We start from the raw sequence: 16714 nt of genomic DNA on the forward strand, positions 1-16714 counted from the left end.
GAAATTCCTTATAAAAAATTCGTGAGCAAAAATTAATCAAGAAATCTTTAAAGGGGTAATTATTAATTATGTGGAAAGCTTATTTAAGCAGTATTTCACAAGAGTGTCAGTTTAAAGCACCCGCAACTGAAACGGAGATATTATCAGTTGAAAAGGAGTTACAAATTGATTTGCCTGAAAAATTGGCTGAATTATACAATGAAACAAATGGGGTATACGGTAACTACGGAATTTCCTTAGTTTGGTCAACAGAACAGATGATAAAAGAAAATAAGTTCTTTTGGTCCTTGCACGAAAATATGGGGTTCATAAAGCCTTTAGACAATTTTTTGTTTTTCTCTGATGCAGGTAATGGTGACTTGTTTGGATATTTAATAGGTAACGAAACTATTCAGAATGAGAGTATTTATGTATGGAATCATGAAAATGATAGTCGAAGGGTAATTGCGTCTTCATTGGAAGATTTCCTTAAAGGGTGGATTGGCGGGGAAATTTCTGTCTGAATTCCACTTTCCCTCTTAAACCCACGGTTTTGTTGAATCCAGAAGGGTTTACGCTTTTTTGTTTAAGGAGCCTATTTCCATATATAGTTAAATTGGTTATGCTTTATGTAAGAAGAGAATTAAACTCATTACTTTTACAAAAAGGCTTTAAATACATAGTGAAGAATTAGAAAGATTAGAGTGGGAGTGGATTAATATAAACCTAAAATTGATTGGATATAGTATTAGCTTTTTCGGTCTGGGGATTTTAACAAGCGCTATTATCTATCCACTTGGTTACCTAGAATCAAAGAAGGTTTTTTATATAATGACAACTGTGGGTTGGGGGCTAATCTTTATTGGCAGTTTAATCAGACCTTTGCACAAAAAAGAAGAGAAGAGCCCAAACATATAAACGTGCTGCAAGGCCGGAGAAAACCATCCAGAGCCGAACGAAAAATGCTTAAAGCCCAAAAAGCTGAGTGGAAATAAAAAATGAAGCTTTGAAGGCGAGTAACAGAATAAACAGCAATTTTCTAGTCCAATTCTTGATTGAATGGGACTTTTTTTCTTTTCCATGAAGGGCAATTCACCTTGCAAAAAATTTTGGCAAACAAAAAGACCTCCCAATTCGGGAAGTCGATGTAATAGTCTTTTTCAGCTTAGGGTGGATTCGGAATCTTCCATTATGGTTAATATGACATTTTGTGCTTCTTTTGCTTTCAAAACATCTGTGAGTTTGTTTTCCTCATAAGTGATTAAAGCCTTCCACAGGGCCCATCCTCTTGCCCGATTCCATGTCTCTTCATCCATCTTTAAGACAGCCTTGAAAACTTCTCTACTCTCATGATCAAAGAAAGTCCACGCCATGGCGGCATCACAGGAGGGATCTCCAACTCCGAGGATTCCGAAGTCGATGACAGCATGAAGCATCCCGTTCTTCACTAAAATATTTCCTGGCGCGACATCTCCGTGAAGCCAGACAGGATCCAGTTCCCATCTGGAATCCAAAGCTAAATTCCATAGCCTTGTCAAAATTCCTTCGTCAAAAGTATCGCGATTATTTTTAATGGAATTTCTAGTTTCCTGGTCGTAGACGGAAGGATGGGAACCTCGATAAAAATTATGGGCTCCGGTCAACGGACCTCCACTCGCGTTAATGGATTGCAGTTCAACTAAAAAACCACCTAAGTCTGTTGCAAATTGATTTAGATCATCAACGTTTTCTCTAGTTAAAGCTTCTCCTTCAATCCACTTATAAATAGACCAAGGAAACGGATAATCTTCAGTTGGTGTTCCTTTTGCAAGTGGTGAGGGGATAGGGACTGAAAGCTTTTGGGCTAAAATCGGCAGCCACTTTTGTTCTTTTTCCACTTGTGGAACATATCCAGAGGCACTTGGCAGCCTAACACTCATTTCATTCCCCAAATGGAAAGTCCGATTATCATTGCCACTTACTTTAACCGGTTTAATTTCTAAATGAGCCCACTCGGGAAATTGTTCTTTAATTAGTTTTGCTACTAATGAGGAATCAATTATGATCGTAACTCATTCCTTTCCCGGACTATTTTAAATTTAATTATACGTTTTTTAATCCGGGAAGTATAAGGCATAGTGCCTTATTAGCTTTTAATTGGGCGTTCAAGCGTAAGTATTTCTTCCTCAATAGAAGAAAATTGTTGTTCAACTACATGTTTAACATCCAGAACCGCGGCGTTATAAAAATGGGGAGCAAGGGATTCCTTAACAAAATCCAACACTCTTTCTGCAGCAAATTCTGTGATCACTTCATCCCTTTCATCGGAGAAGAAATATTGGATATCAGAAATCATTTTCTGCTGTTGCTCTTTCGATAGCTTAATAAACATCAAGAACACTCCTTTTGAAATGAATATGACTGTAACTATACCTTGGAAGTTGAGAGAGAGATAGACTGTTTTTTTCTCAAAAAATATGTACAAGAGGGGGATAAGCACAGGCAATATGCTTTCCTAAGCCGATCCCGTTTTTTACTGCACAGTCAACTTGACGTTGGCGAGCGCTTATCTTCTGGAAGGATACAGTGAAATCAAGAATCGTTTCCATCCTGGACGACCTGAAATAACCTTCCAAACAACCAGTGTTGGAAGGTTATTTTTGCATCCGGTGTTAAATAGGCTCTTACATCAGTAACAGTGGCCTAAAAGGAATCATAATTTGATTTAGAGAGTACATGAATTATCTGAATGCCCAAATTGATTTTGACTTCATCCAACTCTCGCGTCAGGGTTCGGCTTACCCTGATAATAAATATAAAGGAGAAGAAGAAATGCAGAATTTTCATAACCAATTGCAAAGCTTGGAAATGGCCCCATACCAAGTTAGCGAGTTAACTCATCTAGATCCTTATAGCGAGGATGTAAGGTTTGGCCGTTGTGGCGGATTCGGCCGTTGCGGTGGATTCGGCCGTTGTGGAGGCTTTGGCCGTTGTGGGGGCTTTGGTCGCTGTGGAGGTTTTGGCGGCTGTTTTGGATTTGGTATTGGTTTAAGCTGCTTCGGCTGCTACAGCTGCTATGGCTGCTATAGCTGCTATGGCGGTTTTGGCATTTGGATTTAACAGATGGCTCAGCTAATAGTGAAGGTTGATTTTCAAGAAGCTGATTGGAACGGAGGGGACTGACTCCGGCGGGATGCAGCGGCACGTGGAGACCCCTCGAAAAGCGGAAGCGCCTTGGTCAGCCCCGACAAGCGCTGGAGGGCCAGAAGGGGAAGTCGTTCTTTGACTTTACCTTCGGGAACGAAGCGACCTCGAGGGGCTAGGCGCTGCAGCTAGACAAACAGGCGTCTATGACGCCGAGGAGGCTCCACGGTCCGCCCCGCGGAAAGCATATCCCCAAAGTGGAAATCAACACAAACAAGGAGAACTGAGGCAAAAAAGTAGAAGTTTCATCAAAAATGTGTCCCTGCGAGTATATCGCAGGGATACTGCTATTTAGGAATTCATAAAGGACAAATTGAACTACATAAAATGATAGTGCGTAGTTTGAATCGATTAGGAATAAGGAGGAGCGGAATGGCCAAATTGAACTCGTCCACGCGGCTGAAAGTTAGAAGAGATACATTTTATCTGCCTGATCCAGAAGGCGGAGTGTATTTTAGAAATAACGAAAGCTCATTCCGGATGAAAGGCAGTACTATTTATCAGTGGATTGAAATGCTGATTCCGATGTTCAACGGGGAGCAAACAATGGGGGGGATAACAGAGGGGCTAACGGACTCATACAAGAAGAGAGTTTATGAGATTGGAGAAACGTTGTACGAGAATGGATTTTTGCGGGATATAAGTCAAGACCGTGAACACCAATTAACACCTGCTGTTCTAGATAAATACTCTTCACAAATTGAATTTATCGAGAATTTTACTGATTCCGGTGCATACCACTTTCAGGAATTCCGTCAGGCTAAAGTTTTGGCTGTCGGAGCTGGTCCGATACTCGTTTCATTAATGAGTGCATTAATTGAATCTGGCCTTCCTAAACTTGATTTTCTCGCAACGGAATCGATACGAACGAATCGGCGGCGGATTGATGAGCTGGTGCGGAACGCCAGTGAAGCTGACTCCGAGGTGGAGGTTAAGGAAGTCCTATTCGAAAATAGGAGAACCACAGGCTTTTGGGAACAAGTTGTACAGCCATATGATTGGGTTCTCTATATCTCGCAGGATGGGAATGTAAATGAATTAAGGGAATTGAACGCTGTTTGCAAGGAGGAAGGAAAGAGTCTTTTGCCAGCCATATGTTTAGGGCAAGTAGGACTAACTGGTCCGGTCGTCCATCCAGACTCGGATGGATGCTGGGAGTCCGCATGGCGCCGCCTTCATCAATCTGCCGTTGGGGTCGATCAGCAAGCTGACAACTTTTCTTCAACAGCCGGATCGATTCTGGCAAATGTCCTTGCATTTGAATTTTTCAAAAAAACTGCCGGAATTGAAGCTTCGACCCAAAGCAATCAAATTTACATGCTTGATCTGGAAACAATGGAAGGAAACTGGTTATCATTCATTTCCCACCCGTTGGTTACGTCCGCAAACCGAACTCCGAGGCTATTAGAAGACCTTGATTTAAGGATTGAAAATGAAACGAACCGTAACTCTCCGCCAAGCAAGCTTTTGGAGTTTTTTAGCCTGCTGGCTTCGGAAGAGATCGGGATTCTCCATTTTTGGGAAGAACGGAATTTACCCCAGCTTCCGCTTGCACAATGCTCTGTTCAAGCAGTAAATCCAATATCCGAGGGGCCGGCAGACCTTCTCCCGGAAGTGATTTGTGCTGGTTTCACCCATGAGGATGCGAAAAGGAATGCCAGCCTTACTGGCATTGAAATGTATGTATCACAATTGATTGATTCAGATAATCTGAGCTCTAACTTTATAGGCATCGGAGCAGGAGAAACAATCGATGAGGCCGTTTGCCGGGGGCTTCAATGCTTTTTGGATGAGGAATTAAAGAAAAGAAAGGAAGATCAACAGGGCAAGATCTTAGTTTTGCAGGAAGAATCAATTGAAGATCGTGAATGCAAATATTATTTAAACGCACTCACGACCTTGAATGGACCATCATTTATCGAGATGGAAGAGGATATTCTGGGCTTTCCTGTCATCCGGGTAAGGTCGAATGGCCGATGCTACACGAAGACAGGGCTAAATTTAACTTATGCATGCCGCAATGCCTTGCAAGAAGCCCTATTAGGAGCACAAAACGAGGATCAATCAATGGTAAGTCAGGAAACGGAGCCAGCTGGTTTTCCGGGCAAAAAAGAATCCAAACTCAGCATTCCTGCATGTGATGAGTTGACTCAATTGGAGCTGCTGCAGTCAGCCTTTCAAGTTTTACAAGAAAACGGGAAGCGTCTTTTTGTTTATGACCTCTCGTTCGAACCATTTCTGAAAGAGGAATTGGCAGGTGTATTTGGTGTACAGGTTCGAGAGGAGGAATCCTATTGGCGGCCCAAATACTGATCGATGGGAACGGGTTATTAGCGGATATTGTCTATCATCAATTATCCAAAAGCCATGCAATAAAGCGCCAAAGTATAGAAGAAGCCATTCCGGCCGGAACAGAATTAGCTCTGGTGCTCCACGATTCGTGGCAACCAGCGGTTCATCAAAAAGCGGAAAAACGATTCAGAGAGGCTGGGGTTCCGTGGCTTCGGGGATTCGTTTCATTCGGGGAAGGAATCATCGGCCCGTTCGTACGGCCTGATACCGAGGGATGCTGTTGCTGTGCCGATATCCGGCTTTTGACAGCAGGACCTGATCGCCAGGAAATGTGGCAATTTCAAGCGAAAATGGCAGCTGAAAAAGATATCAGGCGCGATGCTTGGGTATCACGAAGCGGATTATCTCAAATGGCTGAGCTGGTCAGTCATGAAGTCGGGAGGATTCTTAAAGGAGAAGCCAGCAGCTTGGAAGAAAGCATATACATCACGAACCTAAAGACGCTAGCTGCCTCACGCCACTTTTTCCTGCCTGATCCAACGTGCCCAATTTGCAGTTCATTGCCAATTGATACATCTGAATTAGCCCGGATCCAGCTGGAATCAAGCCCGAAAATCAATAAAGGCAGTTATCGCAGCCGTTCGATGGATGATTTGAAATCTGTGTTAGTCAAAGATTATTTTGATTACCGGACCGGACTCCTGAATGGGAAAATGCAGGACATCCGGCTGCCGTTTGCTGATGTATTAATGAAAATGCCGCTGTTTGGAGGGGATGAGGGAGTAGCGGGGCGGACTAATTCTTATGAAATCAGTGAACTGACGGCCATTTTAGAAGGATTGGAGCGATATTGCGGGATTGGCCCCAGGGGAAAAAAGTCCGTCGTTCGGGAGTGTTACCGGAAGTTGGAACAGAACGCATTGGATCCTGCCAGTGTCGGTGTCCATGAACCCGAACATTATGAAAAGCCCCATTTCCCTTTCAAAAAGTTCAATCCTGACGTCCCAATGGATTGGGTTTGGGGTTACTCCTTTTTACAGGAACGGCCAATCCTGGTTCCAGAGCTGCTTGCCTACTATAGCTTAGGCTGCGGGAATGGCTTTGTTTATGAAACCTCCAACGGATGTGCGATCGGCGGGAGTTTGGAGGAGGCCATCTTTCATGCCATCATGGAGGTCGTCGAGCGGGATTCATTCTTGTTAACGTGGTATGCCAAGCTGCCACTGCCCCGGCTTGATCTTCGTTCTGCAAAAGATCCTGAATTACAGCTAATGGTCGACCGTATTCAAGATGTGGCCGGATATGAGCTTCATTTTTACAATTCAACGATGGAACACGGCATCCCAAGTGTGTGGGCGATCGCAAAAAACAAAAGAACCAAGGGAGTTAACATCATTTGTGCCGCAGCTGCGAACCCTGATCCTATAAAGGCGGTCAAAAGCACGATCTTCGAGCTTGCCGGAATGATGTTCAGGGATGACGAAAAATTGGAGGCAAACAGGCAAAAATATGAAAAGATGCTGCACGATCCGTTCGCAGTGCGGACGATGGAGGACCATGGAATGCTTTACGGACTGAAGGAAGCCGAGGGACGGTTTGACTTTTTATTAAATGATCAACGACCTTTACGTACGTTTGCCGAGGAATTCGAAGAACCGCCGGCCAATGCTGATTTAAAGGACGATCTTCAGGATGTTTTGCAGAGATTCCGCCGTTTGAATCTTGATGTGATTGTCGTTGACCAAACCTCGCCTGTCATCGAGCGGAACGGATTATTTTGCGTGAAAGTACTCATTCCCGGGATGCTGCCGATGACATTCGGGCACCACCTTAACCGCGTGAAAGGTCTTGAAAGGGTGCTCACGGTACCGATGCAGCTGGGTTTTGAGGAGGAACCGCTAACGTATGAACAGCTTAATCCACTTCCCCATCCATTCCCATAGTGGAAGAGTAGGAGGACAAAAGATTTGGAACTAGATACCTTTTTACACAAACTGCATTTTGACACGGAAAAAGTCTTCCCTTCAGATTGGGAGGTGGATTGGGAGGACGCGCCCCTTCCATATAAATTGTACCGTGGCTTGCCCGAAATCTCTCTAAACGCAGAAGTGCCGTTAACTCTCCAGAAGAGAGAAGAGGATCGGAACCCTAGTCTGGAGGAGCTTGGCCATTTCTTATGGTATGTATACGGTCTAACCCAGTTCGCCCAATCTCATATGCCTGATGGAGCTGACGGGAAAAATGCGGGCTTTACACAGTCGCTACGAAGATTTGTCCCTTCTGGAGGGGCGTTGTATCCAAATGAATTATATGTGTATATGAAGCTGGATGATGCGCCAGATGGTATTTATCATTACGATGTAGCCCATCATCGTCTTATTTTGCTGAGGGAAGGCAATTACGATTCCTACCTATCGAGAAGCCTTGGGAATAGCCAGCCAATTTCGGACTGCTTTTGCACCGTTTTTGTCTCGACAGTCTTTTGGAAGAATTTCTATAAATACAATAATTTCTCCTATAGGCTTCAAGGGTTGGATGCAGGAGTGGTTATTGGGCAATCGTTGGAAACCGCAGATACGATGGGGTTTTCAACCCGGGTTTGTTATCAGTTTCTTGATCGGCCCATTAATCAATTGCTTGGATTATCCGAGCAAAAGGAAAGTGTATACGCGGTCATCCCGTTAAGCACGAAACCAATTCGTTGTGTTGGCAACGGTGGGAGAGGAGAAATCTTTACTTCAGTTGAACTGTGCCGGGAAATTCCAGAGTTGAACCATGCTACCTATAACCGTTCGAAGCGAGTCATTGATTATCCGATACTGAAAAGATTGAATGAAGAATCGATGTTTGATACAACGGATTCTTTTGTCAAAATAAAAAAACCGCAACGTGAGAAACTTCCCTTAGATTTGAAGCTGTCCATGCTCCCGGTTACAGAGAGCTTTTCCTATGACTTCGCAGCTGCTTGCAGGAAGCGGTATTCTCCCGGTCTTGATTTTACATTAGGAAATGTAAACCAAACACAATTGTCGACTCTTTTGAAAGAGACATTGTCTTTCCCATATCAAAATGACCTTGACGAGACAGAGGGGCAAATCGAGAAGCGTGTCTCATTATATGGAAGTTTTTATCATGTAGAGGGAATGCCTGATGGCGCCTATTCTTATGAAACTGGCACTCATGCACTTCAGAGAATAGCCGTGGGGGATTACCGGGAGTATATGCAATCCGGACTAACGATGCCTTTTGTAAATATGTATCAAGTCCCACTCTGTATGCATGTAGTTGGAGACAAAGGGCACCTCAAAGAGTGTCTGGGGTATAGAGGCTACCGCATTCAACAAATGGAAGCGGGCATTCTCGTGCAACGGCTGCTCCTAGTGTCGGGTGCTCTAGGAATGGGAGGGCACGCTATATTGGGATTTGATGCGAACCAATCTGATGAACTATTCAGGACCGATTCCAAAGGGAAAACGTGCTTGATCCAAATACCAGTCGGACCATACCGCCCACGCGCCTGGTTAAAAGGTGGGGTGCTTGGTTAGGAAAGGCGGTCAGGATTTCGGTCAGCGCGCCTGAAACGCCGGAAGAGCTTGTAAAAGGAGTGTTCCTCCTAAAGCTTTTATTGAATGAACTTGATTAATCGTAATGACAAACCATTATTATATTGTTCGCCACACAATTAAATGATTGTGTGGTTTTTTGGCGCGTGTTAGAATGACTGAAATCCAATTGCAGAACAATTAGAAAGAATCTTAGTGTTTTAGAAAGGCAGGACCATTTGTGCAAAGTACCTTAAAAAAAGCGGACGTTGAACCTGAATGGTTAAAAGATTACATCCGCTCTCCAGAAAAACAAAAACAGCTTTATAAACGAACATTACTAGTTGTAGTCATGTCCCAAATTTTTGGTGGGGCGGGACTGGCTGCGGGTATCACAGTCGGGGCGCTCCTCGCCCAGGACATGTTAGGGACCGAAAGCGTAACGGGACTTCCTACAGCACTATTTACTTTAGGCTCAGCCGGGGCCGCTTTGATTGTGGGCCGCCTGTCCCAGCGATTTGGACGCCGATCTGGATTGGCGACGGGATTTTTGGCTGGAGGAATCGGCGCTGTCGGGGTGATTATTTCAGCCTTAATGAATAGCATCCTGCTATTATTTGCCTCCCTGCTCATCTATGGGGCCGGAGCAGCCACTAACCTTCAGGCACGCTACGCGGGAACGGACTTGGCAGACTCAACACAAAGGGCAAAGGCGATCAGTATGGCGCTGGTTTCGACAACACTTGGCGCTGTCGCCGGCCCAAACCTCGTGGATGTTATGGGCCGATTCGCTGTATCCATCGGAATTCCTGCTTTAGCCGGGCCATTTATATTGGCTGCCGCAGCTTATATCCTTGCTGGCCTTGTTCTCTTTATCTTTCTCAAGCCTGATCCGTATCTTGTGGCAAAAGCAATAGAGGATGCGAAAAGTTCAGCCGGCCATTCACATTCAGAGGAAATAAATGCTGGGATCCAGAACAACAGGCGGGGAATTTTCGCCGGGGCATCCGTCATGGTTCTTACTCAATTTGTGATGATTGCAATTATGACGATGACTCCGGTCCATATGGGGCATTATGGGCATGATTTAAAAGATGTCGGCATGGTCATTGGTTTTCATGTAGGGGCCATGTTTTTGCCTTCTTTGGTGACCGGTTTCCTTGTCGATAAAATTGGCCGCGCCGCAATGGCTGTTGCCTCGGCCATCACCCTGCTTGCAGCGGGTATCCTGGCTGCCATGGGACCCGCTGATTCAATGGGGGTCTTGATTACGGCACTCGTCTTACTTGGGCTCGGCTGGAATTTTGGGTTGATTAGCGGCACAGCAATCCTTGTAGATGCCACTCTACCAGCTACCCGGGCCAAGACGCAGGGGGCTATCGATGTGTGGATTGCCTTATCAGGAGCACTGGGCGGAGGTTTATCCGGTATCATCGTCGCGCAATCTAACTATGGAACCCTTTCAATTGCAGGCGCCTTGCTATCATTACTGCTCATCCCGATTATTTTTTGGGCAGGTATCAATAAACAGGGCAAAGCCTAAGGATTGCTATTAGACTTTCTTTTTCCATTTGTTTTGACTTGAGTACCTATCCAAATAAGAGGAAATGTGGTAGTTTATGGATAATAGAGTCAAAAAAGTGAAAAAGAGGGGATTATGATGGCTAGGAGGAAGACTAAAAAAGAAAAAGAACTAGAATCTTTATTTTCTTTAATATTTATAGTGCCAGCATTTTTAATCTATTTTGCTACTAATTCTATCCAGACAACTGTTTCAATTACAATCGTCTACTGGGCTGTGGTAATAGCTTTGCTGCTAATTAGGAACAAAAAGTTAAGGGAAAGACTTAGGGCCTCAGGCATAAATGAAATTGATAAAATGGATGGAATTAAATTTGAGCACTATTTAAAAGAATTGTATTCTGCTATTGGCTATACTGCCAAAGTGACACAAGCGAGTGGAGATTTTGGAGCAGACCTGGTTTTATCCCAAAACGGCCGGAAAATTGTCGTTCAAGCAAAAAGATATAGCAAAAACGTTGGCGTAAAAGCGGTCCAAGAAATTAAAGCCGCCCAATCTCATTACAACGCCGGTGAAGCTTGGGTGATTACGAACAGTTATTTCACCAAAGCCGCAATGGAACTGGCCAAGTCCAATTCGGTAAAGCTAATTGACAGGGACCATCTCATTCAACAAATCCTTAACATGAAGAAGGCGGGCTAAAAAAAGATTTTAGAAGAAAAAACTTTATTCATAATAGGAGTTAGATAAATGACTAAGTTCACAGATTTAAATGTCCCGCTTCGAACAATCATGACACCCGGCCCGGTCGAGGTCGATCCGAGAGTATTGAGGGCAATGGCCACGCCGATTTTAGGGCAATTTGATCCTGCCTTTACGAATATTATGAACGAAACAATGGAAATGCTTCGAGCCGTTTTTCAAACAGATAATCACTGGGCTTTCCCGGTTGATGGAACTTCCAGGGCGGGCATTGAAGCTGTCCTGTGCAGTATAATTGAACCCGGCGATAAGGTATTGGTTCCCATATTCGGCCGATTTGGCTATCTATTAACGGAAATTTGCAAGCGTTATGGAGCAGACGTTACGACAATGGAGGTTCCATGGGGAGAGGTTTTTGATCCCGAAGATGTTATCACCAAGATTCATGAGGTTTCTCCGAAAATTGTTGCCATCGTCCATGCCGAAACATCAACTAGTTGCATGCAGCCGCTAAAGGAAATTGGAGAAGCCTGCAGAAATGCAGATGTTCTCTTAGTTGTCGATGCTGTTGCCTCATTGGGTGGAGTCGACCTCAAGGTGGATGAACTCAAGCTTGATGCGGTGATTGGCGGTACGCAAAAATGCTTATCTGTTCCATCCGGTTTAGCACCGATTACTTTCAACAAGCGGATTGAAGAAGTGATCAATAAAAGAAAGAGCATTGAAATGGGCTTGAAAACACCTGAAAGCGCGTCATCTGCAAATCCAATAACGAGCAATTATTTCGATTTAGCACAGCTTCAGGATTATTGGAGTCCTGTTCGTCTTAATCATCATACTGAAGCGACCAGCATGCAATATGCTTTAAGAGAAGGGCTTCGCATCATCCTCGAAGAAGGACTGGAAAACCGATTTGCCCGCCATAAGTTAAATGAAAAAGCATTAGTTGAGGGAATTAAAGCGATGGGCTTAAATATTTTTGGTGATGAAAACCATAAGCTTCCTGTTGTAACGGCAATTGAAATACCTCCAGGAATAAACGGTGAAGAGGTACGTTCCATGATGCTGGAAGATTTCGAAGTAGAAATCGCAAGTTCTTTTGGGCCTCTTCATGGCAAGATCTGGAGGATTGGGTCAATGGGATATAGCTCGCGCAAAAAAAATATTCTTCATGTACTCGCGGCATTAGAAGCAACACTTATCCGGAAGGGCTTCAATGTTAATAAAGGTGAAAGTCTACAGGCAGCCTTAAACGTGTACGATGAATTTAAACAGCGGAATCTCGGAGCAGCCGCAGCAAATTAAATGATTGAACAAATAGATGGCCTTTCTTTTGGACAGATCCAAAGCGGCTCTAATTTTGCAGGAAGCCAAGCGAATCTTGAAAGTAGCAGAAGAGCATTCCATAAGCGCTCTTCTGCTGTTTTATTTTTTAGCTTTTATTAAATAATTGATTAATAATCATTCTGTTTCTCTGCACAACTCTTCTGCAATCTCCTGAATACGGCTCATGCCAATACCTTCTCTTTGTTCAATTGCTAAGGGGTGGTCTGTTGGTTCAAGTTCAATAGAGGGTTTGAAGCCCACTTCTCTCGTATAGACCATTGTTTTTAAATTTAACGTGTCCGGATAGCAAGGGAGTGACGTGGAGAGCCAGCCAAACATTGGTTCCAGCTCATGTTCTCTGCCTTCAAACTCCCAATAATCGATCGTTTTATCAAAATTGGATTCACTCAAAGAGACCCACACATCCCAAACAAAAGGGCCTTCTCCATCCAGAACCGGTATCTCTATACATCCCCTAATAAAAAAGTATTCTTCGTCAATGACACAAACATCGTCCGTTAAATCAACACGATCCTCGCGTTCCTCTTCAGGAATAGCATAATAATAAGCAGGAACAATACTCCCATAACTCATCGGGAGCTCATCATGATACTGTCCACAACATCTGCATATATACCCTCTCTTATTAAAGCTGCCCACAATAATCCTCCTAAGAATTTCCTCTTACAACCTATACTACCTATACCGTTCTTTTTCCTGTTCAAACCTAGGTGTCCTTAAAATTGGGCCGAGTTATAGAAAAAAAAAGAAGATGACCTCCACATTTTGTAGAGAGCCATCTTCTTTTTCGTTTGATGGGGCGATTGCCAACAGCCCCTAGCAGTTCAGTTTCGCGTGAAGCATGTTAAATCTTAATATCAATCCTGGCGTTTTTCTTTAACTCTTCAACCCGCAGAGCAAGTTTTTCCTGCTGTTTTTGCTGTTGAAGAGATTGTTCGATTTGCGGTTTTACTTCCTTAAGCTTGGGCACTTCCTGTCCAGCAGCCTTTCCTTGTTCCGCATATTGATCATACGTTTTTTGAATTTCTTCATCGGTTATTTTGCCAGCCGGCAATTCTTTCTCAACGTACTGGGAAAGTTTAATATCATCGGCGATTTGTGCTTTAAGTGTTGTCAGATTCATGCCGGCTTTTTTAAGAGCGGCATCGAATTCTTTTTCTGTTTTAAACGGCTTTTTTACTTCATCCAGCTGCTTATTAATATCTGCCTCTGAAGCTTTATAGCCTTTTTTCTCCGCCTCTTCGAGTAGAAGAGTTTGTCCGACTAAGCTATCAATTGTCTGGTTCTTCACTTGCTCTGCAGCTTTTTTAGAAGTCGGATCTTGTCCCATTTGCTGCATTTGTCCTTGTGCATACGTTAAAGCGCTATTATAGTCGCTTCCCAAAATTTCTTTATCATTCACTACGGCAACCGTTTTCTTTTCATCTACTTGCTGTGCTTTTAATTTCTTTTGCATTTCTGCGATTTGCTTTTGCTGTTCCTTCTGCTGAGCGGTTTCTTCTGTTTTTCCTTTGTCATTTTTGGCTTCTTTACTATCTTCATTTCCTCCGCATGCTGCTAAAACAACGGCCATTAGACCGGTTAATAAGATAAACATCATTTTTTTCATAATCTGTCTCCTCCTGAGGCTGGAAGTATAATTTTTCCTTCAAAAATGTCACCTAGTGCGCATTATAAAGTTATTCCAAGGAAAAAGAAACAATATGCACTCAGTTTTAATATTTTTCACACATTTGAAACATAAAAAGCTCAATTCAATTGTCCGGTATGGGAATAAAAGAAATATGTATTTTTGGAAGGTAAATTCCAATTTGTATAAATATTAGAAGGAAGGCTGAAGGCCAGCGAGCATTTGAATTTAAAGGGCATTACGGTCTAATTGGAATTTATTGCTAACACCTTTCCTTTATAACACGAAAAACTATCAATTGCCAACCAAAAATATTCACAAACTAACAAATTTAGTATTTTCCCAACATCCAAATTCCTATTTTTGGCGAATATGTGTCCGTATGTATATGCATGAGGTGGTATAATGGAAGAACAATTGGATCGGTTTGTCCAAGGGTGGCCCGGTCACTCCTAGGGAAAGGGGTGATGCCGGTGACAGTATACGAATCGCTGACGCTAATGATTGCATTCGCGGGATTCGTTGTCACAATACTGGCTTTTTCACAAAAAAAATAATCCACCCTTGAGTAGTCGCTAAGGTGGATTAACTGCCCCAATGCCGGCCCCTTGCGAGAACCGCCTGTTGGAAGACCGGACATGGTACCAGCATGTTCGGTCTTTATTGGTATATACGTTTCAACAGGAACTATTATACCATATTTTATAGAATTTCAACTTCTATAAAGTGTTACAGGTTACTTATGTAATTATCCTATTTTTAAAAAATAAAACATGAATGAGTGATAATCAAGTCGTTAAATTGTCTTTTCGTCCATGGTGTCGTGTTTCCCAATTAATAGAACTCCATATGCCCCTTATCCTCCCGGTAATACGCCAGCCGATCCCCCAGCGTCCCCGTATGGAACTCAAACCTATGTCCATCCGGGTCCATAAAATACACCGACCGCTTATCCCGCTCCCGCCCAGGCAGAATCTCCACGCCAAGACGCTTCAGCCGCTCAACCATACCGTCAAAATCCGCCTCATCCACCGAAAACGCAACATGCGTATACGACGCCCGTATCTCATTTCGCGGAATCCTTCTCCTCATTCAGTGCTAACCATATCCCCGTCAGGTCGAAATACGCTGTACTTTTGCCTGTCACACTATATGCCTCTCAATTTAGGTTCCCGTTCATTAAATAGCTGTTTTCAAAAAATAAAAAAATAAAGTCGGAAAAAGGAAATATGGTAACAAGGAAATAAAGTAATACAACAACAAATATTATTAGTCATTGGGCAGCCAATCTATATAATGCTTCTAAGATTTATCAATGTTTATCCAAACCAATTATTTTTGTGTTATGATACTTTTGAAAGTATTTGTCTAAAAATGGAGGATAAGGATAATTTATGGATGCTGACTACAAGGAAGTAAACATATTCTCTGAAATTGAAAAGAAAGTTAAAACTTTAAATAAGACACGGAACACTAGAATAAAAATGAGTCTGAGATTAAAAGGCTACAGTGAAAAGTGGAAATCAATTTTATTTGTGATGAATATCGAAGCTGTGATTTCTGTTTTATTGTCCCTTGGAGGTAAAGAGATACATCCAGTATTTAGTCATACTTCATTTACTGTATTATCAGGCTTATTTTCAATATACGTTATATTAATTCAATACTATATAAATGAACTTAATTACAATGAAAGATCCCTAAAGGTTCACTATCACCAATTAGATATAGAAGATTTAATTCTGAGGTTAAAGGATTTAATAATAAAACAAAATAGTAATGAGAACAGCTTAACAGAAAAGGAATATGTAGAAGAGTATAATACGATAATGTTTGAATATCAGACTATATTAAAAAACAATGAAAATCATCACCCTATAGATTATAAAAGAAGTATGAGTGAAATGTTAAATAGCAATCATAAAGTCCAAAAAGTTTATGATTTTACTGTGGATAATATTGTATTAAATTTTAATATTGCCTTAATAATCTTATTGCCGTTATTAGCAAGAATAACTCTCTTTTAGCTAGGGGTGTAACAATGAGCGTTTTAGACAATAATATTAGGGAGTTAGCATATAACTATGTATTCGTAATATCTAATAATAATAACTATAATCCCCAGACTGTTGCTAACAAAAAAGTTTTAAATGAGATTGGCAAGAATCAAATATTAAATATTTTGTCATTGCCAATAGATAGATTTTGTAATTGTTATTCTCCTTATCTAGTCAGGGACTTTGTTTATAAAAATGATTATTTTACTCCCAGAAATATGCTTTTAATAAATCCGATTTATTATATTTACTATACATATCTAGTTTTTCGGATTTTTTACCAATATATGAGTGTCAATGGAGAAGTTAATTTTTCTAGTAAAAACATGAAAGTATTTTACTCTGGGTTATTAGATATAAGATTAAGTTTAAAAGAAATAAAAAAAAGTGGAATATATTATTGTAGTTACAAAAAATTTCAATAAGAAAGAAAGAAATACCTTGGAAACCCCGCATTAAA

General features: G+C 42.1%; 15 protein-coding genes and 1 pseudogene. 11 read left to right on the top strand and 5 right to left on the bottom strand.

The window, feature by feature from the left end; all coding sequences use genetic code 11:
* Positions 1–68 precede the first annotated feature (68 nt).
* The gene (locus tag BN1002_RS05590; protein WP_048824040.1) at positions 69–503 is read left to right on the top strand and encodes an SMI1/KNR4 family protein; all 435 of its coding nucleotides are present in this window, start codon (positions 69–71) and stop codon (positions 501–503) included.
* A 636-nt stretch (positions 504–1139) separates the two neighbouring features.
* On the opposite strand, the gene BN1002_RS05595 is transcribed toward BN1002_RS05590, so the two are convergent.
* Positions 1140–2024 carry an aminoglycoside phosphotransferase family protein gene (locus BN1002_RS05595; protein ID WP_048824041.1) on the bottom strand — a complete coding sequence of 295 codons (885 nt, stop codon included), beginning with the start codon at positions 2022–2024 and terminating at the stop codon, positions 1140–1142.
* 80 nt (positions 2025–2104) lie between these two features.
* The gene (locus tag BN1002_RS05600; RefSeq protein WP_048824042.1) at positions 2105–2350 is read right to left on the bottom strand and encodes a DUF2164 domain-containing protein; all 246 of its coding nucleotides are present in this window, start codon (positions 2348–2350) and stop codon (positions 2105–2107) included.
* A gap of 344 nt (positions 2351–2694) precedes the next feature.
* On the opposite strand from BN1002_RS05600, the gene BN1002_RS23185 reads away from it, so the two are divergent.
* From BN1002_RS23185 to BN1002_RS05630, 7 genes are all read left to right on the top strand, one after another.
* Complete coding sequence (locus BN1002_RS23185) at positions 2695–3078, top strand: heterocycloanthracin/sonorensin family bacteriocin (RefSeq protein WP_442853387.1); 384 nt, start codon at positions 2695–2697, stop codon at positions 3076–3078.
* Between the two features lie 456 nt (positions 3079–3534).
* A complete protein-coding gene (locus BN1002_RS05605) occupies positions 3535–5475 on the top strand; it encodes a putative thiazole-containing bacteriocin maturation protein (RefSeq protein WP_048824043.1) in 1941 nt (646 codons plus the stop codon).
* A complete protein-coding gene (locus BN1002_RS05610; protein WP_048824044.1) occupies positions 5457–7397 on the top strand; it encodes a TOMM precursor leader peptide-binding protein in 1941 nt (646 codons plus the stop codon). Before BN1002_RS05605 ends, BN1002_RS05610 begins: the two co-directional genes overlap by 19 nt.
* A gap of 24 nt (positions 7398–7421) precedes the next feature.
* A complete protein-coding gene (locus BN1002_RS05615; RefSeq protein ID WP_048824045.1) occupies positions 7422–8999 on the top strand; it encodes a SagB family peptide dehydrogenase in 1578 nt (525 codons plus the stop codon).
* 238 nt (positions 9000–9237) lie between these two features.
* Positions 9238–10539 carry an MFS transporter gene (locus tag BN1002_RS05620; protein ID WP_048824046.1) on the top strand — a complete coding sequence of 434 codons (1302 nt, stop codon included), beginning with the start codon at positions 9238–9240 and terminating at the stop codon, positions 10537–10539.
* A 114-nt stretch (positions 10540–10653) separates the two neighbouring features.
* Complete coding sequence (locus BN1002_RS05625) at positions 10654–11220, top strand: restriction endonuclease (protein ID WP_231574978.1); 567 nt, start codon at positions 10654–10656, stop codon at positions 11218–11220.
* Between the two features lie 48 nt (positions 11221–11268).
* On the top strand, positions 11269–12525 hold the full coding sequence (locus BN1002_RS05630; RefSeq protein WP_048824047.1) for a pyridoxal-phosphate-dependent aminotransferase family protein: 1257 nt from the start codon (positions 11269–11271) through the stop codon (positions 12523–12525).
* Positions 12526–12681: 156 nt separating this feature from the next.
* On the opposite strand, the gene BN1002_RS05635 is transcribed toward BN1002_RS05630, so the two are convergent.
* Positions 12682–13206: a DUF2199 domain-containing protein gene (locus tag BN1002_RS05635; protein WP_269429784.1), complete on the bottom strand. Its 525-nt coding sequence runs from the start codon at positions 13204–13206 to the stop codon at positions 12682–12684.
* Between the two features lie 205 nt (positions 13207–13411).
* Positions 13412–14176 (bottom strand): SurA N-terminal domain-containing protein, encoded by a 765-nt coding sequence (locus BN1002_RS05640; RefSeq protein ID WP_048824049.1) that lies wholly within the window; start codon positions 14174–14176, stop codon positions 13412–13414.
* Positions 14177–14664: 488 nt separating this feature from the next.
* Between BN1002_RS05640 and BN1002_RS24465 the strand changes: the two genes are divergently transcribed.
* Entirely contained in the window at positions 14665–14754 is a 90-nt protein-coding gene (locus BN1002_RS24465) for a putative holin-like toxin (RefSeq protein WP_442853388.1), read from the top strand.
* A gap of 277 nt (positions 14755–15031) precedes the next feature.
* Here BN1002_RS24465 and BN1002_RS05650 read toward each other — a convergent pair.
* Positions 15032–15344, bottom strand: a pseudogene (locus BN1002_RS05650) (VOC family protein); the annotation flags it as partial.
* Positions 15345–15591: 247 nt separating this feature from the next.
* Here BN1002_RS05650 and BN1002_RS05655 point away from each other — a divergent pair.
* Together BN1002_RS05655 and BN1002_RS24205 are read left to right on the top strand one after the other, a co-directional pair.
* The gene (locus BN1002_RS05655; RefSeq protein ID WP_048824051.1) at positions 15592–16224 is read left to right on the top strand and encodes an SLATT domain-containing protein; all 633 of its coding nucleotides are present in this window, start codon (positions 15592–15594) and stop codon (positions 16222–16224) included.
* A 14-nt stretch (positions 16225–16238) separates the two neighbouring features.
* Positions 16239–16679, top strand: a complete 441-nt coding sequence (locus tag BN1002_RS24205) for a hypothetical protein (protein ID WP_231574979.1) — start codon at positions 16239–16241, stop codon at positions 16677–16679.
* Positions 16680–16714: the final 35 nt, after the last annotated feature.

The organism is Bacillus sp. B-jedd (assembly GCF_000821085.1).
In the GTDB taxonomy this organism is placed as follows: Bacteria; Bacillota; Bacilli; order Bacillales; family Cytobacillaceae; genus Bacillus_D.